This window comes from Acinetobacter sp. WC-141 (assembly GCF_000313935.1).
Classification (GTDB): domain Bacteria; phylum Pseudomonadota; class Gammaproteobacteria; order Pseudomonadales; family Moraxellaceae; genus Acinetobacter.
The window spans coordinates 47,256-64,055 of sequence record NZ_AMSS01000044.1; the positions used below are offsets into that span (position 1 = coordinate 47,256).

Consider the following 16,800-nt stretch of genomic DNA (forward strand, 5'->3'; position numbering starts at 1 on the left):
GGATAGCATGGGTAACCATGCTATTTTTTATAAAGGAAGATTAACTTCTACTCTCAAACCGCCCTGTTCAGCATGCATGAAACGCAACTCGCCATTATGTAATTCAATAATTTTTCGTGTAATCGAAATTCCCAACCCTGAACCTTGCTGCTGAGTACCCAATACTCGAAAAAAACGCTGCCCTAAACGTTGCAATACCTCATCATCTACACCAGTTCCTGTATCTTCTATAGAAACCTTAATGTGTTGTTCATCCTGACTCATCTCAACATGAATAGAGCCTAGTGTCGGGCTATAACGAATGGCGTTATCAAATAAATTTCTAAAAGCAATGAATAGTAATTCTTCATTCGCATATGTTTTAGTTTCTGTCGATAAAGTATTTGTCTTTATCAACATTTGTTTAGCTTGCGCATCTAAATTTACAGTTTCAATGACTCTGGCCAATAAGTAATTCAAATCGATAGTTGTTTTAGGAAGTTCTGGTTGCTCTACTTCATTGGGTTCCAAGCGAGCCAGAAGGAGTAAATTTTCAAGTACTTTTGTACTTCTTGAAACGTCTTCTTGTATGCGCTCAAAGTCTTGATGAAGTTCTGGAACATCTTGATATTTACGTTGTAAAACCTGAAGACGCATTTGTATGGCAGACAATGGAGATCGTAGCTCATGAGAAGCATCTGCGGTAAAACGCTGTTCTGCCACTAATGCCCTTTGCAACCTTGCGAGTAATTGGTTTAGAGCATCAATCACAGGTTGAATTTCTGTAATGACATCTGGGTCTTGAATGGGTTCTAAATTTGATGCTGTTTTTTGGGCAATACGTTTAGAAAGTAAATTTAGCGCAGCCAATTGTTGCTCAGTACGCCAACTGACAATGACCCATTGTAGCAGCCAGAACAACACCATAAGTCCACTATACCCAGCAAGTGCCTTAAGTACTTCTTCAATACGGGTACTCATTGGCTGAAAGACTTCAACGTGAAGTTGAGAGTCTTCTTGTTGTGCAGCCAGACTACGCCATAATTGACCATCAAACCAAAAATATGAAAAACCTTTTGATAAGTTTCCTTGTTCAAAAAGCTCGTGCTGATAGCTATGAGAATGTGTAAGTAATTGACCAGAGCTTAATAATTCATATTGAATATCAAATTCATCACTGAGCTGATCAAACTGTTTCATAGAGTGTTTAGAAAGATCAGAAACCAGCAAAGTATCTGAAATTTCATCCATGATTTCGTCTTGCACTGACATGTTGTGATAAAAAGAAAATATGGTGAGTAAGCTTAAAGCCAACAAGCCCACCACGATACTACTCCACATTGTGGTTTTAACCAGTTGCGACTGCAAAGATGAGCGATTTGATTTCATTTTAAATCTCCCATACGGTAGCCTAACCCCCGTATGGTTTTAATGCAGCTACTTCCGATTTTTTTTCGAAGTTGATAAATAAATACTTCTATCGCATTACTTTCAATTTCCTCACCCCATGCATAAAGCGCTTCTTCTAATTGATCACGGGTAATAATGTGTTCAGGATGAACCATCAACTTACGTAATATTTGGAATTCTTTTGCCGTTAAATCGATAGTCTTACCAGCGCTTAATACAACTTTCGCTTGTGTGTCGAGTTGCAGATCGCCCCATGTTAAAACCGATTGCTGACTCAAAGTTTGTTTGCGTAATTGAGCACGGATTCGGGCAGATAACTCTTCTAGACTAAAAGGTTTAACCAAGTAATCATTCGCACCTAAATCTAATCCTTCTACCCGGTCATGAATGCTGTCACGCGCAGTAATAAAAATAACAGGAACATTTTTTTGTTTATAACGGATCGTTGTTAGAACTTTTTCACCCGCTAATTGCGGCAGTCCCCGATCAAGTAAAATACAGTCATAGTCATGCTGCTCAATTGCCGTAAGTGCATAATCACCTCTTTCCACCCAATCAACCTGATAACCATCTAATTCTAACCATGATTGAATACTTTCAGCTTGAGAGCGATCATCTTCTGCAAGCAAAATTCTCATCTATTTTTCCTGTTATATACTAATTTGATCTTGCCAAGCCTTTATAAAAAAAGCAAAGCCGCATCATTTAAATGCGGCTAAAAATAGTAGATTCAGAGATCAATAAATTAGAACTGAACTTGATCTACCTCAATTTCTACACGTTTTAAAGGCTTATAGTCGATGTCTACTTCACCAATTAGAGTGACATTTGTATTTGCTGAAATAGGACGCCCCTGCCAAAGCTCATCATCTACATCAACTGTAATGCTACCTGTCTTGTCACGAAATTGATATTTTTCATCACCTAAAGATTTTACAACCTGCCCATGTAATTTGACTGGTGTATTATCTTTTGCCGTTAATGCATGCTTAACGGTTGTTAAAGTTGTTGGAGCAATTGCTGCCTGGTTCACAGGTGTATTCGCTACAACCACACCAGCCGCTGTTAGACCTGTAGTCATTAGTATCGCTTTAAGCATTTTCATAAAATCACCTTTTTAACCACATCTTGGAATAGCGTAAGTACAACAGACATAGATGAGGTGAATCTTAAGAAAAAGTTAATTTAATGGCACAACCCGCAATACCTCTTCTAATGTTGTAAGGCCATCAATCACCTTACGAGCACCGGCAATTCTTAAAGGTTCTATACCTTCTTTTTTAATTTGAGTTCTTAAATCATTTAATGTGACATGACTACTAATAAGATGTTTAAGCTCAAGACTGACCGGCATAAATTCATAAATACCAATTCGTCCTTTATAGCCTGTATGACGACATTGTTCACAGCCTATTGCTTGATAAACTTTTTCTGGCATTTCCATAATGTAGTCAAATGTGAGATGTTGCCATTCATCCTCATTAATATGAGTTTGTTGCTTGCAGTGCGGACAAAGCTGTCGTACCAAACGCTGTGCGAGAACACCCAAAATGGTGGCTGCTGTTAAAAATGGCTGCACACCTAAATCATGTAAACGAGTCAAGCTAGACGGCGCATCATTGGTGTGTAAAGTTGATAACACTAAATGACCGGTTAATGCTGCCTGAATGGCCATATTTGCTGTATCTTGATCACGAATCTCCCCAATCATAATAATGTCTGGATCTTGTCGCATAAGTGCACGAACACCATCTGCAAAGCCTAATTCAATTGCATTATTGACCTGCATTTGGTTAAAACTAGGCTCTAACATTTCAATCGGATCTTCAATGGTACAGACATTAACCTGATCTGTTGCGAGCTGCTTTAAAGATGAATATAACGTTGTGGTTTTACCTGAACCTGTGGGACCAGTAACCAAAATAATCCCATGGCTATTTTTTGTTAATTGTTGCCACTGTTGTAATAGACTCTCTTCAAAACCCAGTTGATGAAAAGAACGTACCAACCCATCTGGATCAAAAATCCGCATAACCAGTTTTTCACCAAATGCAGTTGGCAAGGTTGATAAACGGAGTTCCGTTTCTTGCCCTTTAGGTGTCCGAGTTTTTAATCGACCATCTTGCGGTTTACGCTTTTCCGCTACATTTAAACGCCCTAAAATTTTAATTCGGGAAATCACGGCGGTCAGTGTATTTGAAGGCATGTTATAAATAGTGTGCAAAACACCATCTATACGGAACCTGACTTTGCCATTGTCTTTACGCGGTTCCATGTGAATGTCACTGGCACTCTGCTCGAATGCAAACTGTAAAATCCAGTCGACCAATTTCACAATATGCTGATCATTCGCATCTGGGTTTTGACTATCACCAAGCTGCAAAAGAGCTTCAACATTTTTAGCGTCACGTTCATGAGCTGCATCTTTTTGAGCTGAGTTCACCGCACGACTGACCTGATAATATTCGCGCAAATAGCGTTGCAACTGTTCAGGGTTAAGTAATACTCGTTCAATTCTTTTAGGCGCTAGACTCCGCTCTAAATTGTTTAACCAATCTGTTTGAAAAGGCTGGTCTGTACCAATCATGATTCGGTCAGCATGAATTTCAACAGCTAAAATATGATTGCGAATAGCAAATTCTTGTGACATTACCTGCGTTAAAGCACTCACATCTGCCTTTAAAGGATCAATCACAAATAAAGGAAGTTGAACCCGGTCTGCAAACCATAAACACAAGCGGTTTAAACTTAAATGGGCATGTGTGTGCTGCTGATCTTTTAAATTAAAATGTGCGATCCACTGTAATGGATGCCACTTTAGCTGGTCTTTTTGGCGGTGGCTCGACTGTACCAGTAATTTGTCTCGTTCTGTAATACGGTCTTCTTGTAATAATTGTTCTAGACACCAATATGTATCTATTTCTACATGTGCATTCATGCGTTATCCCCAATATATTTTTATAATATAGCAGAGATATTTTTGATTTAGCTCACCACAAATTTGCTAAATCGTACTTTTAAATATTCTTTAACTTCAAATAATTAAACAAATTCTCAACTTGATATTTTTTTGCGTCATAGTTCATGTTTATAAAAATATTTTGTAGGTTGCGTTGTCTAAAAAAGACACTATGCTCACTATAATAAAAAGCATAAACTGAACGTGAATATATGATTTTAAAGTGACTCAATCCTATATAACAATAAACCAAAGAGGAAGTAATATGGAACTTCAAATGACAATGTCATTACAAACAACATCATTTGAAGACTTCATTACTGTGATTGCTGCGGCGCTCGGTTGTGGCTTATTAATTGGTTTAGAACGTGAACGAAGCAAGCTCAAACATGAATACAAAACTTTTGCCGGATTTCGTTCTTTTGCAATTAGTTCCCTACTCGGTGCAATCTGCTTTTTATTCGGAACTGAAATTGGAATTGTAGGTGCCCTTCTCATTGGGGCAATTAGTATTGTATCTCTCAAAAATCAGCCCAATGACCCCGGTGTGACCACTGAACTCGCCTTTATTATGACTTATTTCATTGGGGCACTTTGCATTTGGAATATCTCATTGGCCGCTGGACTCGCCGTCATCATGACCATTATTTTATTGGCTAAACAATCTATGCATGGCATTGCCAGTCAGTGGATTACCGAATCAGAATTGCGTGATGGTATTTTTCTACTTGCCTTACTTTTAATAGCACTGCCTTTAGTACCCAATAAACCCTTTTGGGGCCCAGTTTTAAATCCGCATGTGATTTTAAAATTACTCACTTTAATCTTATTTGTACAAGCACTCGCCCATATTGCGAAACGGTTACTCTCATCTAAAAACGCTTTATTACTCTCTTCTTTAGCTTCAGGATTTGTTTCCAGTACAGCGACCATTGCCAGTTTAGGCTTGGAAGTACGTTCTGGCAGCGCCAATGCCACTACAAATGCAGGCGCTGCATTAATGTCGTGTGTTTCCACACTGATTCAAACTTTAATTATTGTGATTGGGATTAGCTTTGCTTGGTTTAAGCTGATTATATTTCCTACCCTTATTGCAGTGGCAGTTTTAGCAATCTGGGCTTTCATTTTATTACGTAAAGCAGAGCCCAGTACAACTTCGCCCGAACTCGACTCCAGAATGTTCAGCTTAAAAGAAGCCATTATTATTGCAGGCACACTTACCCTCATTCAGGCAGGTGTTTATGGCTTAAGTATATCTTTAGGTGATGCAGGATTAATCGCGGGGACCTTACTTGCTTCTTTATTTGAAATCCATGCAGCTATTGCGGCGGTCATTGTGCAAGGTGAACCCGATAGCACACATATGACGCCTTTATTAATTGCCTTTTTGGGAGGTTTTGCAGTTCATGCGCTTGCCAAAAGTGTGAACTCTGTAATTTCGGGCGGGCTACGCTATGCCCTTGCTTTCGTTCCCGCCCAACTCATTCATATGGCTATATTTATTAGTTTACTTTGGCTCAACATCCATTGGTTTTAAAGATTTCTATTGTATAAGCTAAAAAGTCTTCACTACATCAATCACAGTAACGACAAATTGATCGACCTTAAAATGAATATCAAAGTCTGAGAATTTCATTTTATAGATTCTTTCAGGGTCTTCTTGATAGGCAGGCCGAGGATCTAAAGCTAACACTTGCTCAAGCTCATCAATGTACTGTGAATTCATTTCATTATTTTGCAGAAAATATTTTTGCGCTGTTAACGCAGCTTCTGACCAAATGACTGACTTCCGTTCAGGTTCTGCATGTGCATAACCACTTTCTGCATCAATAATTGCATCAGAATATTGGATATAGGGTTTGATGTCTAAAATTGGAGTGCCATCTAATAAATCACTTCCTGTGACATAGACGCGAACAGACTTACCGACTTTTTCTACTTTATTAAGCTTTACAACTGACAGGCCTAGTGGTGATGGTCGATACATGCTACGTGTAGCAAATACGCCAATTTTTTCATTGCCCCCTAAACGTGGTGGACGAACCTGTGCACGGAACTTCTCTATACTCCCTTGATTTTTATTGTCATGAAACTGCCAGACTAACCAGAGATGACTGAATTGCTCAATTCCCTCAAATGCTAACAAGTCGTTAAACGGATCTACCATGTCGATATAAGACTCAATATTGACCAAATTAGGCTGGCGTGGAATCCCAAATTTTTCACGATAAGGGGAACACATATGGCCAATTACGGGGAAGGTGACAGAATTGATCATCACTTTTTCTTATAAACACAATTAAATATATTCAGTTTATCGGGAATGAAATTAGATTAGAATAGCAATCTGTTTTCTTTTAATCGTGATCGAGACCTTTAATGGCTGCTTTTAACGTCGAACGCATTACTCATGTTCACCACTGGAATGACACCCTTTTCAGTTTTAAAACTACACGCGACACTAGCTTACGTTTTAAAAATGGTCAGTTCGTAATGATCGGACTTGAAGTGAATGGCAAACCGTTAATGCGTGCGTATTCGATTGCAAGTGCAAACTACGAAGAAGAGTTAGAATTTTTCTCAATTAAAGTACAAGACGGTCCTTTAACTTCGATTTTGCAAAAAGTACAAGTTGGCGATGAAATTTTAATTTCTAAAAAACCGACAGGTACTTTGGTTCATGATGACCTTTTACCGGGTAAAAACTTGTACCTTTTATCTTCTGGTACTGGCCTTGCACCATTCTTATCAATTATTCGTGACCCAGAAACTTACGAACGTTTTGAAAAAGTGATTGTTGTTCATGGTACACGCTATATTTCTGAATTAGCTTACCAAGACCTGATCTTGAACGAATTACCGAACCATGAATTCTTTGAAGAGTTAGGTATTAAAGACAAGCTTGTTTACTACCCAACTGTTACTCGTGAACCTTTCCACACTCAAGGCCGTGTTACCACTGCAATTGAAACTGGCGCTTTATTTGAAAAAATCGGTTTACCACGTTTCAACCGTGAAACTGACCGTGCCATGCTTTGTGGTAGCCCTGCATTCTTAAAAGATGTGGCTGCGTTACTTGACCAACACGGTTTAGTTGAATCACCTCGTATGGGTGAAATGGGCGACTACGTGATTGAACGTGCTTTCGTAGAAAAATAAGATTTTTCCAAATAAAAAAACCGAGGCAAGGTCCTCGGTTTTTTTATTTGTTTTATAAGTTAATCGTACCGTCGATACAGGTAACGGCGGTTCCACCCACTAAGATTTTATCTTGATGTAATTCAAGCTTCAGCTGTCCATCACGACCTAAAGCCTGGCCTTGTGAAGAAAGCACAGCATCATTTTGTGCTGGCAAAATACCATGGTAACGAATAAAAGATGCCACACTCCCATTCCCACTACCACAAACTGGGTCTTCGTTTACACCACATGCAGGTGCAAATGAACGAACTTCTATACGTTTATGCTCATCATTATTTTCATAAAAACCGAAAACTGTGGCGCCCGTAACTTTCATTTCTAAATCATGTTCTTTTAGAGCAGCAAAGTCTGGTTGGGTCGCTAAAACAGCTTGGGCATTTACCGCTTGTAATACAATCCAACGTGCGCCTACATCAACCAATGTAGCATTCCATTGAGTATTAATTTCACATTTTAAAATTTCTGCCAAATTCTGAGTATGTTCTGCATCGAGTGGAGTAATTTTAGGCTTAGGTAGTTCAAATGAAATATGACTTGAGCCACTCACGGTAAGCGTTACCAAACCCGCACCACATTGCTGTACCAGTTTACCTTCTTTAGCTGTCACGAAGCCCGCTTCAAGCAAAGCATAGGCAGTACCAATTGTAGGATGTCCTGCAAATGGCAATTCACTTTGCGGAGTAAAAATTCGAACCTGATAGTCTGCTTGCGCATTGGTCGCAGGCAGTACAAACGTGGTTTCAGAAAGATTGGTCCAATTGGCAATCGCCTGCATCTGTTCAGATGTTAAGGTACTGGCGTCCATAATGACTGCGACAGGATTTCCTTTAAATGCTTGGGAAGTAAAAACATCAACTTGTTTAAATGCAACAACAGACATAGACCACTCCTACTGATTTTGTAATTAAAAAATATGGCTTTTAAGTCCTTACCATTTTTTGATCTTACTCATTTATTTTTAATGGTCACAGTATCAGTTAATATGAAAAATAATAGACACAGTTGCTAATTACAAATCATAAATAAACCGACCAATTTAAAGTCATCACAATATTTGAGTTAAATAAGAGATCGCTATAAAGTGTAACCATTGCTTTGGTTTTTTAATGAATTGACATGTACAAATATAAAAAAGTGAGTGATGACCTAACCCTGCAAATTCAGAATGGCAGGCAGCCTATTGGTTCACGCTTACCATCAATTCGCGACTGCGCAAATCATTATCAGGTCAGCATTAACACCGTAAAAGAAGCTTATCGTCAGCTTGAAGACCAAGGTTTAATTTCTGTTCGCCCCCAGTCTGGTTACTATGTTTGTCATGCACCTTCGAACTTGCTAGAGCTCGAAGAGCGTTATGTCAGTGAAGAAAAAGTATCACTTTCAGGAATTAGCTGTTTTCTCGCGCAAATTGTTAAAAAACAGATGGACCCCGACTATATCAATTTGGCTTTAGCTTGCCCTGCTGGTGAAAATTTCTATCCGATTGACCGCTTAAAACGCTTAACTGCACAGGTTTTACGAACACAGCCGGACATTTTTAAAAACTATACTTTACCGCCTGGATCCATACGTTTACGTACTCAAATTGCTAGGCGAGGCTTACAGCTTGGTATGTTTCTTTCAGCAGATGACGTTGTGCTGACTCACGGCACCATGGAGGCTTTAAGTCTCGCGATTATGGCAACGACTCAAGCCGGTGACAGCATTGCACTTGAGATCCCTACATTTCACAATCTGTACCCGCTTCTTCATAATTTAGGTCGAAAAATTGTAGAAGTTCCAACTTCACCACATACAGGTATGTGCCTAGATGCTCTTGAAGAACTCTTAAAATCTAAAAGTGTACAAGCCATATTAACTATTCCAACAGGACACAATCCTCTCGGTTTTAGCATGCCTGAAAGCAGCCGCCGTCGCTTAGCCGAGCTCGCTAATCAATTTCAGGTTCCCATCATTGAAGATGCAATGTACGCCGAACTGCAACTGAGTGAACCTCTCATTCCAAACATTAAGGCATTTGACCAAAATGGATGGGTTTTGGTGTGTGGTAGCTATACCAAAACTGTAGCACCAGACTATCGAATTGGTTGGCTAGAAGCTGGGCGCTTTCGTAACATTGTGCAGCAACTGAAATTTACAACGACAGTTGCCGAGCCAGCTCTACTTACAGAAACTTTAGGACTTTTCTTAGAAAATGGTGGTTATGACCTACACTTAAGGCAGCTCAAGAAACGCTATCAACAGCAAATTGACGCCATTAAATCTTATATTTGTCGTTATTTTCCATTCGGTACCCGTGTGAGTCGTCCGCAAGCGGGATTTATTTTATGGTTAGAGTTGCCCGAATCTATTGATGCACTAGAACTGTTTCATCAGGCAATGGATGAAAAAATCTTATGCATGCCAGGAATTTTATGTTCGGCTGATAAACGTTTTAGTCATTGTTTACGTATAGCAGCGTGTTTCGAATTAAACCCTAAAATGTTAAATGCTTTGATGCGCTTAGGAGAGTTAGCAAAAAACATGCTACCCGCGCAAAGAGATTTAGATCAAATCCCTACTAATTCAGTAGGTTGAATCAAAAATGCAGAGTTAATAAAATAAACCCATATATTTTTTATGCCTTTTATTTTATGAAAACTGAGCTTCTCTCTCCCGCAGGTTCACTTAAAAACATGCGCTATGCTTTTGCCTATGGTGCAGATGCCGTATATGCAGGCCAACCACGTTATAGTTTACGTGTGCGTAATAATGCTTTTGATCATGACAACTTAAAAATTGGGATTGATGAAGCCCACGCTTTGGGTAAAAAGTTTTATGTTGTGGTGAATATTCAGCCACATAACAGCAAATTAAAAAACTTTATTCGTGATCTTGAACCTATTGTAGCGATGCAGCCAGATGCACTCATTATGTCTGACCCGGGCTTAATTATGATGGTGAGAGAACATTTCCCAGAGGTCCAAATTCATCTATCGGTTCAAGCCAACGCCATTAACTGGGCCACTGTTAAATTTTGGAAAGATTACGGTTTAAGCCGTGTGATTTTATCGCGTGAGTTGTCATTAGAAGAAATAGAAGAAATCCAGCAACATGTGCCAGACATTGAACTAGAAGTTTTTGTACATGGTGCACTATGCATGGCCTATTCAGGCCGTTGTTTACTTTCTGGTTATATGAACAAACGTGATGCCAACCAAGGTGCTTGTACCAATGCTTGCCGTTGGGACTATAAGTTGCATGAAGCCCGAGAAGATGCAAACGGCGATGTGATTCCCGTCACTCAACTCAACACCTCAGAAAAGTCTTGCTGCTCATCAGCACAATCAGAGACAACCTCGGCTCAAACGTTGTTGGTACAACGCAATGATGAAGAAATGTTTGCTGCCGAAGAAGATGAACACGGCACCTATTTTATGAACTCTAAAGATTTACGTGCGGTACAACATGTAGATCGTTTAACCAAAATGGGCATCGCCTCACTCAAAATTGAAGGTCGTACTAAATCATATTTTTACTGTGCCCGCACTGCTCAAATTTATCGAAAAGCCATTGATGATGCTTTAGCAGATAAACCATTTGACGCAAGCTTAATGGCTCAGCTCGAAGGGTTGGCGAACCGTGGTTACACCGAAGGTTTTTTAAGACGTCATGTCCATAGCGAATATCAAAACTATGCCGATGGTTCATCACATTTTGACTATCAACAATTTTGTGGAGAGGTTTTAGAACGTCACGGTGATTATATTCGCATCGAAGTTAAAAACCGTTTTGTGGTTGGCGACTCACTTGAACTCATGACGCCTCAAGGCAACATCACCTTTACCTTAACCGAAATGCGTGATTTAAAAGGTAACCCAATTACAGATGCTAAAGGTTCGGGGTATTTTGTTGAGATTCCACTCTTACAAAATGTTGATGTTAGTTATGCCCTACTCATACGCAATTTGCCGCATGCCAAGGAAAACATTACTGCCTCTACATTAGCTTATTCAGCGAGTTGAAAATGGCACTTTTGATTACCAGTGACTGCATCAATTGTGATATGTGCTTACCGGAATGCCCGAACATCGCTATTTTTGAAGGGAGCAAAGTTTATGAAATTGATCCACTTCGTTGTACCGAGTGTGTAGGCTTTTACGATGCGCCAACATGTAAAGCGGTTTGCCCTATCGATTGCATAAAACCAGACCCTGCGCATATTGAAAATAAAGAACAACTGTTAGAGAAATTTAAGGGATTAAATATACTCGGCTAATCTATTTTTTAAAAAGCCTATCGAGGATCAGGCTAAAGTCGCTGATCCTCTTAAATAACTATGCAGCTCAATGATTAAATAAACGAATAAATAGCTGAGGTCACTTTGCTAGTGTTAAAATCAATTTATCAGTTCAGTTTGATTTACTGGTATTTTTGTACCAAAAAAATTAAACAATCGTTAAAACTGCCAAACCATTTCAACATTTCATGTAGATTGATTAAAACTCATTCTGGCGCAGCTCCCCATGTCTTATCTTTATTTAGCAATTGCGATTGCTTGTGAAGTCATTGCAACTTCAGCCTTAAAAGCATCTCAAGGTTTTACTGTTCCTATTCCATCCATCATTACAGTTGTGGGCTATGCAATTGCTTTTTATTTATTGTCCCTTACGCTAAAAACGATTCCGATCGGAATCGCATATGCCATTTGGTCGGGTGCAGGTATTATTTTAATCTCTGCAATTGGCTGGATATTTTATAAACAGCATTTAGACTTGGCAGCCTGTATTGGTCTTACTTTAATGATCGCAGGTATTATCATTATTAATGTATTTTCTAAAAATACCCATCTATAAATTACAATTAAAAAGCACCCGTAGTACCTTATTGGTCTAGGGTGCCTAAATGTTTAAAATACAATAAAAATAACTTTAAATTTTTAACACTCGTGCCTGAACAATATATCTGCCAGTAAGCAACCGAGTATGAACAGCTTATTTCAAACTGCCCGTCAAAAATTGTTTTAAACGTTCACTTTTCGGATTATTGAGTACTTCATCAGGATGGCCCTGTTCCTCAATTTTCCCTTGATGCAAGAAAATCACTTGATTAGATACATGACGTGCAAAGCCCATTTCATGTGTTACCACAATCATGGTACGCCCTTCTTCAGCCAAACCCTGCATTACTTTCAGTACTTCGCCCACTAACTCTGGGTCAAGCGCACTGGTTGGCTCATCAAACAACATGACTTCCGGTTCCATCGCCAAAGCACGAGCAATCGCTACACGTTGCTGCTGACCACCAGATAAAAATGCTGGATATTTACTTTCAACGCTTTCAGGTAATCCAACTTTACGTAGATATTTCCGTGCACGTTCTTCTGCCTCAGCACGTTTAACTCCGAGTACGTGAATTGGCCCTTCAATGACATTTTCAAGCACTGTCATGTGAGACCATAAATTAAAGTGCTGAAACACCATCATGAGCTGAGTACGCATTTTCTGTAGTTGCTTTGAATCAACCACTTTTAAATTGCCTTTTTTATCAAAGACGGTACGTAGTTTTTCGCCATTGAGCTTAATGGTGCCATTGCTCGGTTGCTCTAAAAAGTTGATACAACGCAGCAAAGTACTTTTACCTGAACCAGATGAACCAATAATACTAATTACATCACCAGCATTTGCATCAAGTGATATTCCTTTTAGTACTTCATGATCGCCAAATGTTTTGTGTAAATCACGAATCACTAGTTTTGCCACTTGTTCCATTTATAACTCCTAATGATTCGATGGCTTTAAAAATGCCAACCAACGTTTTTCAAGCCGACGAAATATCCAAATCAAAATAAATGCCAGCATCGCATATAACACCGCGGCAATCCCAAAAGCATTAAAGGTGTCATAGGTTGCCGCATTTACATCACGCGCAATTTTTAAAATATCAGGAACAGTTGCTGTAAATGCAATGGTTGTCGCATGCAACATCAAAATGACTTCGTTACCGTAAAATGGCAAAGCACGGCGTAACATCGATGGAATGATAATACGTGTGTAGAGTTTCCATTTTGACATACCAAAAGCTTGGGCGGCTTCAATCTCGCCATGTGGAATAGAACGAATCGCTCCAGCAAAGATTTCAGTCGTATATGCACCAGTATTGAGCGCGAATGCCAAAATGGTGCAATTTATGCCCTCTCGAAAAAATGCATCGAGCGTCTGATGTTCATGGACGTAATCAAAGCTGTAAATGCCCGAGTAAATAATCAGCAATTGGATGTACAGTGGTGTGCCACGAAAAACGTAGGTAAATAACCAAACGGGGCCACGCAACCAAAGACTTTCTGATACTCGTGCAAGGGATAAAGGCACCGCAAGCACAAAACCAATACTAATAGAAAGCACCAATAACCAAGCAGTCATCGCGACACCGGTCATTTGTAAGCCATCTGTCCAAAGGTATGCCTGCCAATATTGTTGAAGGATTTCAATCATAATTGTCCCTTCCTCACACCAGCAGAATAACGACGTTCAAGCCACATTAAAATGAGGTTTGACATAGTGGTAATTGCCAAATAAATCGCAGCAGCCACGATGCTGAAAAAGAACAGTTGCATGGTACTTCTACCCGCATCTTGCGTAATTTTTACAATATCAGTCAGGCCAATAATGGAAACCAGAGCAGTTGCCTTAATCAAAACCTGCCAATTATTACCAATACCTGGCAATGCAAAACGCATCATTTGAGGGAATAATACACGGCGAAAAACCTGCCAAGGGGTCATACCATAAGCCATTGCTGCTTCAATTTGACCCGTTGGAACCGATTGAAATGCACCACGAAAGGTCTCTGTAAAATATGCACCATAAATGAACGCTAAAGTAATCACACCAGCGACAAATGGGTTGATGTCAATTTGGTCCATTTGCAGTGATTCAGTAATTTGGTTTAAACCTAACTGTAAGCTGTAAAATAACAGCAGCATAATGACCAAATCAGGCACACTACGGATGAGTGTGGTATAGGCGGTCGCAATATAGCGTAATGCTTTAATATTAGAGAGTTTTGAACTCGCACCAATTAAGCCAATAATGACAGAAAGCAAAAGTGACAATAGTGCAAGCTGTAGCGTCATCCATGTCCCGCTGAGAAGGAGTGGTCCATAGCCAGATAAAAACATGACTCATCTTCTCCTTAAAAACCATATCTAATATTGATGAGATGAGAATAGATTTAAAAATGTCGGCACTAAGCCGACATTTTTCACATCATTAGTAAATGTTAAAGGAGAAATATTTTTTCTCTAGTTTCTTGTATGTACCATCCGCAATGATTGCTGCGAGTGCTTTATCAATATTCGCTTTCAAATCTGCATCTTCTTTGCGTAAACCAATCGCTGCGCCTACGCCCAGTGTTTTTGCATCAACTACATTGCCACCGACAAAAGCGAAGTTTTTGCCTTTTGGTTGTTTTAAGAAAGCCCCATCAACCATGATTGCATCTTGTAAAGTTGCATCCAAACGACCAGACATCATGTCTTGGTAAATCAAATCTTGAGTTGGATAAGGAACAACACTCACACCTTTTGGTGCCCAATAGGTTTTAGCGTAAGTTTCTTGAATTGTGCCCTGTTGTACGCCTACACGCTTACCTTTCAATGATGCCGCTGTCGGTAATAATGGTGAGCCTTTTTTTGCGACCATACGCGTTGGCGTATTATAGATTTTGCTACTAAACAAAATTTGTTTTGCACGTTCATCAGTGACCGTCATTGATGAAAGAATGCCATCAAACTTTTTCGCTTTAAGTGCCGGAATCATCCCATCAAAAGAGTTTTCAACCCAAACACATTTAGCTTTGAGTTTTGCACAAACGGCATTACCTAAATCAACGTCAAAACCAGTTAACTTGCCATCTGGTGTTTTATATTCAAACGGTGCATAAGAGGACTCCGTACCAAAACGAATCACCTTCCAATCCTTTGCTTGTACATTCGTTGCAACAGCAGCCAAAACTAAGGTTGTTGAAACGAACATTTTTTTCATAAAGCTTGCCATCTTGAAGCTTCTCCTTAAAATCCAAATAAGGTGATAAAAATTTGAGTATTTCTAACTTACTCTTCTGTCGAAATAATTGCAATTTCTATACCATAAATTAAGGATTTATGAAGATGTCAAAACAGCAGATCATATGACCTGATTAAATGCTGAAAAATCATTCAAACGACGAGACTAATTTTTGAGTGCATAGGCTTCTGCCATATTTTCATTTTCGACCAATGTCCGAATGGTATATTCATGGTTATGTTCTTTAGCACTGGCAAATTCACATTTCTGATCCCATAGCATTGAGCAACCACTCAACAATGGACAACCAGCAAATAATTCAGCCACCCAATCCACAAACACTCGAACTTTAGGTGATAAATGACGGTTTTGTAGATATACGACTGATATTGGCATAGGTGCAGGCAACCATTCAGTCAGCACTTCCTTGAGCGTGCCATCTTCTAGATGTTTCGCCACCATGTAATATGGGCATTGAATTAAACCAAAACCTTGTACAGCCAAATCAACATATGAATCGCCATCGTTGACAGAAACACGCCCTTTCACACCAACGCTATGAATCTCACCATCCACCATAAAATCCCAGTCGATATTGCGTCCAGTACGACTGTTAAAGTAATGCACGACCTGATGTTTTTTTAAGTCATCAATAGTTTTGGGTTCGCCATGTTCCGCCAAGTAACGAGGTGCAGCAACCGTCACACACTGAATTGTTCCGATACGGCGTGCAACCAAACTTGAATCTTTCAACTGACCAATACGAATGACACAGTCCACCGCATCTTGTACCAAATCGACAGGACGATCACTCATTCCAATCACCAAATCAATATCGGGATACTTGGCATGAAAATCACAAAGCATTGGAATCAGAATGAGTCGTCCGATTGAAGCTTTAACATCAATGCGTAGACGTCCTCGTGGTCCACGTTCCGAATCATGGAAATTCGATTCAACATCTTCAACATCGGCTAAAATTCGCGCAGTACGTTCATAATAAACCGCACCGTCTGGTGTCAAACTAAGTTTACGAGTGGTTCGGTTCAATAAGCGAACCTGTAAATGCTTCTCTAAACCTTGAATCGTTGTCGTCACAGAAGCACGCGGTAGGCCTAAACTGTCAGCCGCTAAACTGAAACTATTTGTTTCGACAACTTTGTTAAATACTCTCATCGCATGAAATAGATCCACACGCACACTCCT

General features: G+C 39.5%; 17 protein-coding genes. 6 read left to right on the plus strand and 11 right to left on the minus strand.

Annotated features, from left to right (window positions below; all coding sequences use genetic code 11):
* Positions 1 to 27: 27 nt before the first annotated feature.
* The 4 genes from ACINWC141_RS07670 to tfpB all read right to left on the minus strand — a co-directional run bounded on the left by ACINWC141_RS07670 (position 28) and on the right by tfpB (position 4,327).
* Complete coding sequence (locus ACINWC141_RS07670; protein WP_009389977.1) at positions 28 to 1,368, minus strand: sensor histidine kinase; 1,341 nt, start codon at positions 1,366 to 1,368, stop codon at positions 28 to 30.
* Positions 1,365 to 2,027, minus strand: a complete 663-nt coding sequence (locus tag ACINWC141_RS07675) for a response regulator transcription factor (protein ID WP_009389992.1) — start codon at positions 2,025 to 2,027, stop codon at positions 1,365 to 1,367. The genes ACINWC141_RS07670 and ACINWC141_RS07675 overlap by 4 nt, the downstream gene beginning before the upstream one ends.
* 107 nt (positions 2,028 to 2,134) lie before the next feature.
* A complete protein-coding gene (locus tag ACINWC141_RS07680; protein WP_009389941.1) occupies positions 2,135 to 2,494 on the minus strand; it encodes a NirD/YgiW/YdeI family stress tolerance protein in 360 nt (119 codons plus the stop codon).
* 75 nt (positions 2,495 to 2,569) lie between these two features.
* Positions 2,570 to 4,327 (minus strand): type IV pilus assembly ATPase TfpB, encoded by a 1,758-nt coding sequence (gene tfpB, locus ACINWC141_RS07685; RefSeq protein ID WP_009389913.1) that lies wholly within the window; start codon positions 4,325 to 4,327, stop codon positions 2,570 to 2,572.
* A 286-nt stretch (positions 4,328 to 4,613) separates the two neighbouring features.
* Here tfpB and ACINWC141_RS07690 point away from each other — a divergent pair, with 286 nt between their 5' ends.
* Positions 4,614 to 5,885 (plus strand): MgtC/SapB family protein, encoded by a 1,272-nt coding sequence (locus ACINWC141_RS07690; RefSeq protein WP_009390044.1) that lies wholly within the window; start codon positions 4,614 to 4,616, stop codon positions 5,883 to 5,885.
* Between the two features lie 18 nt (positions 5,886 to 5,903).
* On the opposite strand, the gene tsaA is transcribed toward ACINWC141_RS07690, so the two are convergent.
* Positions 5,904 to 6,626 carry a tRNA (N6-threonylcarbamoyladenosine(37)-N6)-methyltransferase TrmO gene (gene tsaA / locus ACINWC141_RS07695; protein ID WP_034678000.1) on the minus strand — a complete coding sequence of 241 codons (723 nt, stop codon included), beginning with the start codon at positions 6,624 to 6,626 and terminating at the stop codon, positions 5,904 to 5,906.
* A gap of 101 nt (positions 6,627 to 6,727) precedes the next feature.
* Here tsaA and ACINWC141_RS07700 point away from each other — a divergent pair, with 101 nt between their 5' ends.
* Positions 6,728 to 7,507, plus strand: a complete 780-nt coding sequence (locus ACINWC141_RS07700; RefSeq protein WP_004791202.1) for a ferredoxin--NADP reductase — start codon at positions 6,728 to 6,730, stop codon at positions 7,505 to 7,507.
* A 52-nt stretch (positions 7,508 to 7,559) separates the two neighbouring features.
* On the opposite strand, the gene ACINWC141_RS07705 is transcribed toward ACINWC141_RS07700, so the two are convergent.
* Positions 7,560 to 8,429 carry a PhzF family phenazine biosynthesis protein gene (locus tag ACINWC141_RS07705; RefSeq protein WP_009389965.1) on the minus strand — a complete coding sequence of 290 codons (870 nt, stop codon included), beginning with the start codon at positions 8,427 to 8,429 and terminating at the stop codon, positions 7,560 to 7,562.
* Between the two features lie 230 nt (positions 8,430 to 8,659).
* On the opposite strand from ACINWC141_RS07705, the gene ACINWC141_RS07710 reads away from it, so the two are divergent.
* The 4 genes from ACINWC141_RS07710 to abeS all read left to right on the plus strand — a co-directional run bounded on the left by ACINWC141_RS07710 (position 8,660) and on the right by abeS (position 12,384).
* The gene (locus ACINWC141_RS07710) at positions 8,660 to 10,126 is read left to right on the plus strand and encodes an aminotransferase-like domain-containing protein (RefSeq protein WP_081400061.1); all 1,467 of its coding nucleotides are present in this window, start codon (positions 8,660 to 8,662) and stop codon (positions 10,124 to 10,126) included.
* Positions 10,127 to 10,182: 56 nt separating this feature from the next.
* Positions 10,183 to 11,553: a prephenate-dependent tRNA uridine(34) hydroxylase TrhP gene (gene trhP / locus ACINWC141_RS07715; RefSeq protein WP_009389978.1), complete on the plus strand. Its 1,371-nt coding sequence runs from the start codon at positions 10,183 to 10,185 to the stop codon at positions 11,551 to 11,553.
* Positions 11,554 to 11,555: 2 nt separating this feature from the next.
* Positions 11,556 to 11,807, plus strand: coding sequence for a YfhL family 4Fe-4S dicluster ferredoxin (locus tag ACINWC141_RS07720; protein WP_009390021.1), 252 nt, complete (start codon positions 11,556 to 11,558; stop codon positions 11,805 to 11,807).
* A 247-nt stretch (positions 11,808 to 12,054) separates the two neighbouring features.
* Complete coding sequence (gene abeS, locus ACINWC141_RS07725) at positions 12,055 to 12,384, plus strand: multidrug efflux SMR transporter AbeS (RefSeq protein ID WP_003650669.1); 330 nt, start codon at positions 12,055 to 12,057, stop codon at positions 12,382 to 12,384.
* 138 nt (positions 12,385 to 12,522) lie between these two features.
* Here abeS and ACINWC141_RS07730 read toward each other — a convergent pair whose 3' ends face one another.
* The 5 genes from ACINWC141_RS07730 to ACINWC141_RS07750 form a co-directional block, all read right to left on the minus strand.
* A complete protein-coding gene (locus ACINWC141_RS07730; RefSeq protein ID WP_009390022.1) occupies positions 12,523 to 13,299 on the minus strand; it encodes an ABC transporter ATP-binding protein in 777 nt (258 codons plus the stop codon).
* A 9-nt stretch (positions 13,300 to 13,308) separates the two neighbouring features.
* A complete protein-coding gene (locus tag ACINWC141_RS07735) occupies positions 13,309 to 14,022 on the minus strand; it encodes an ABC transporter permease (protein ID WP_009389884.1) in 714 nt (237 codons plus the stop codon).
* Complete coding sequence (locus tag ACINWC141_RS07740; RefSeq protein ID WP_009389945.1) at positions 14,019 to 14,708, minus strand: ABC transporter permease; 690 nt, start codon at positions 14,706 to 14,708, stop codon at positions 14,019 to 14,021. The genes ACINWC141_RS07735 and ACINWC141_RS07740 overlap by 4 nt, the downstream gene beginning before the upstream one ends.
* A 91-nt stretch (positions 14,709 to 14,799) precedes the next feature.
* Positions 14,800 to 15,585 carry an ABC transporter substrate-binding protein gene (locus ACINWC141_RS07745; RefSeq protein WP_009389897.1) on the minus strand — a complete coding sequence of 262 codons (786 nt, stop codon included), beginning with the start codon at positions 15,583 to 15,585 and terminating at the stop codon, positions 14,800 to 14,802.
* 174 nt (positions 15,586 to 15,759) lie between these two features.
* Positions 15,760 to 16,788: a LysR family transcriptional regulator gene (locus ACINWC141_RS07750; RefSeq protein WP_009389953.1), complete on the minus strand. Its 1,029-nt coding sequence runs from the start codon at positions 16,786 to 16,788 to the stop codon at positions 15,760 to 15,762.
* Positions 16,789 to 16,800: the final 12 nt, after the last annotated feature.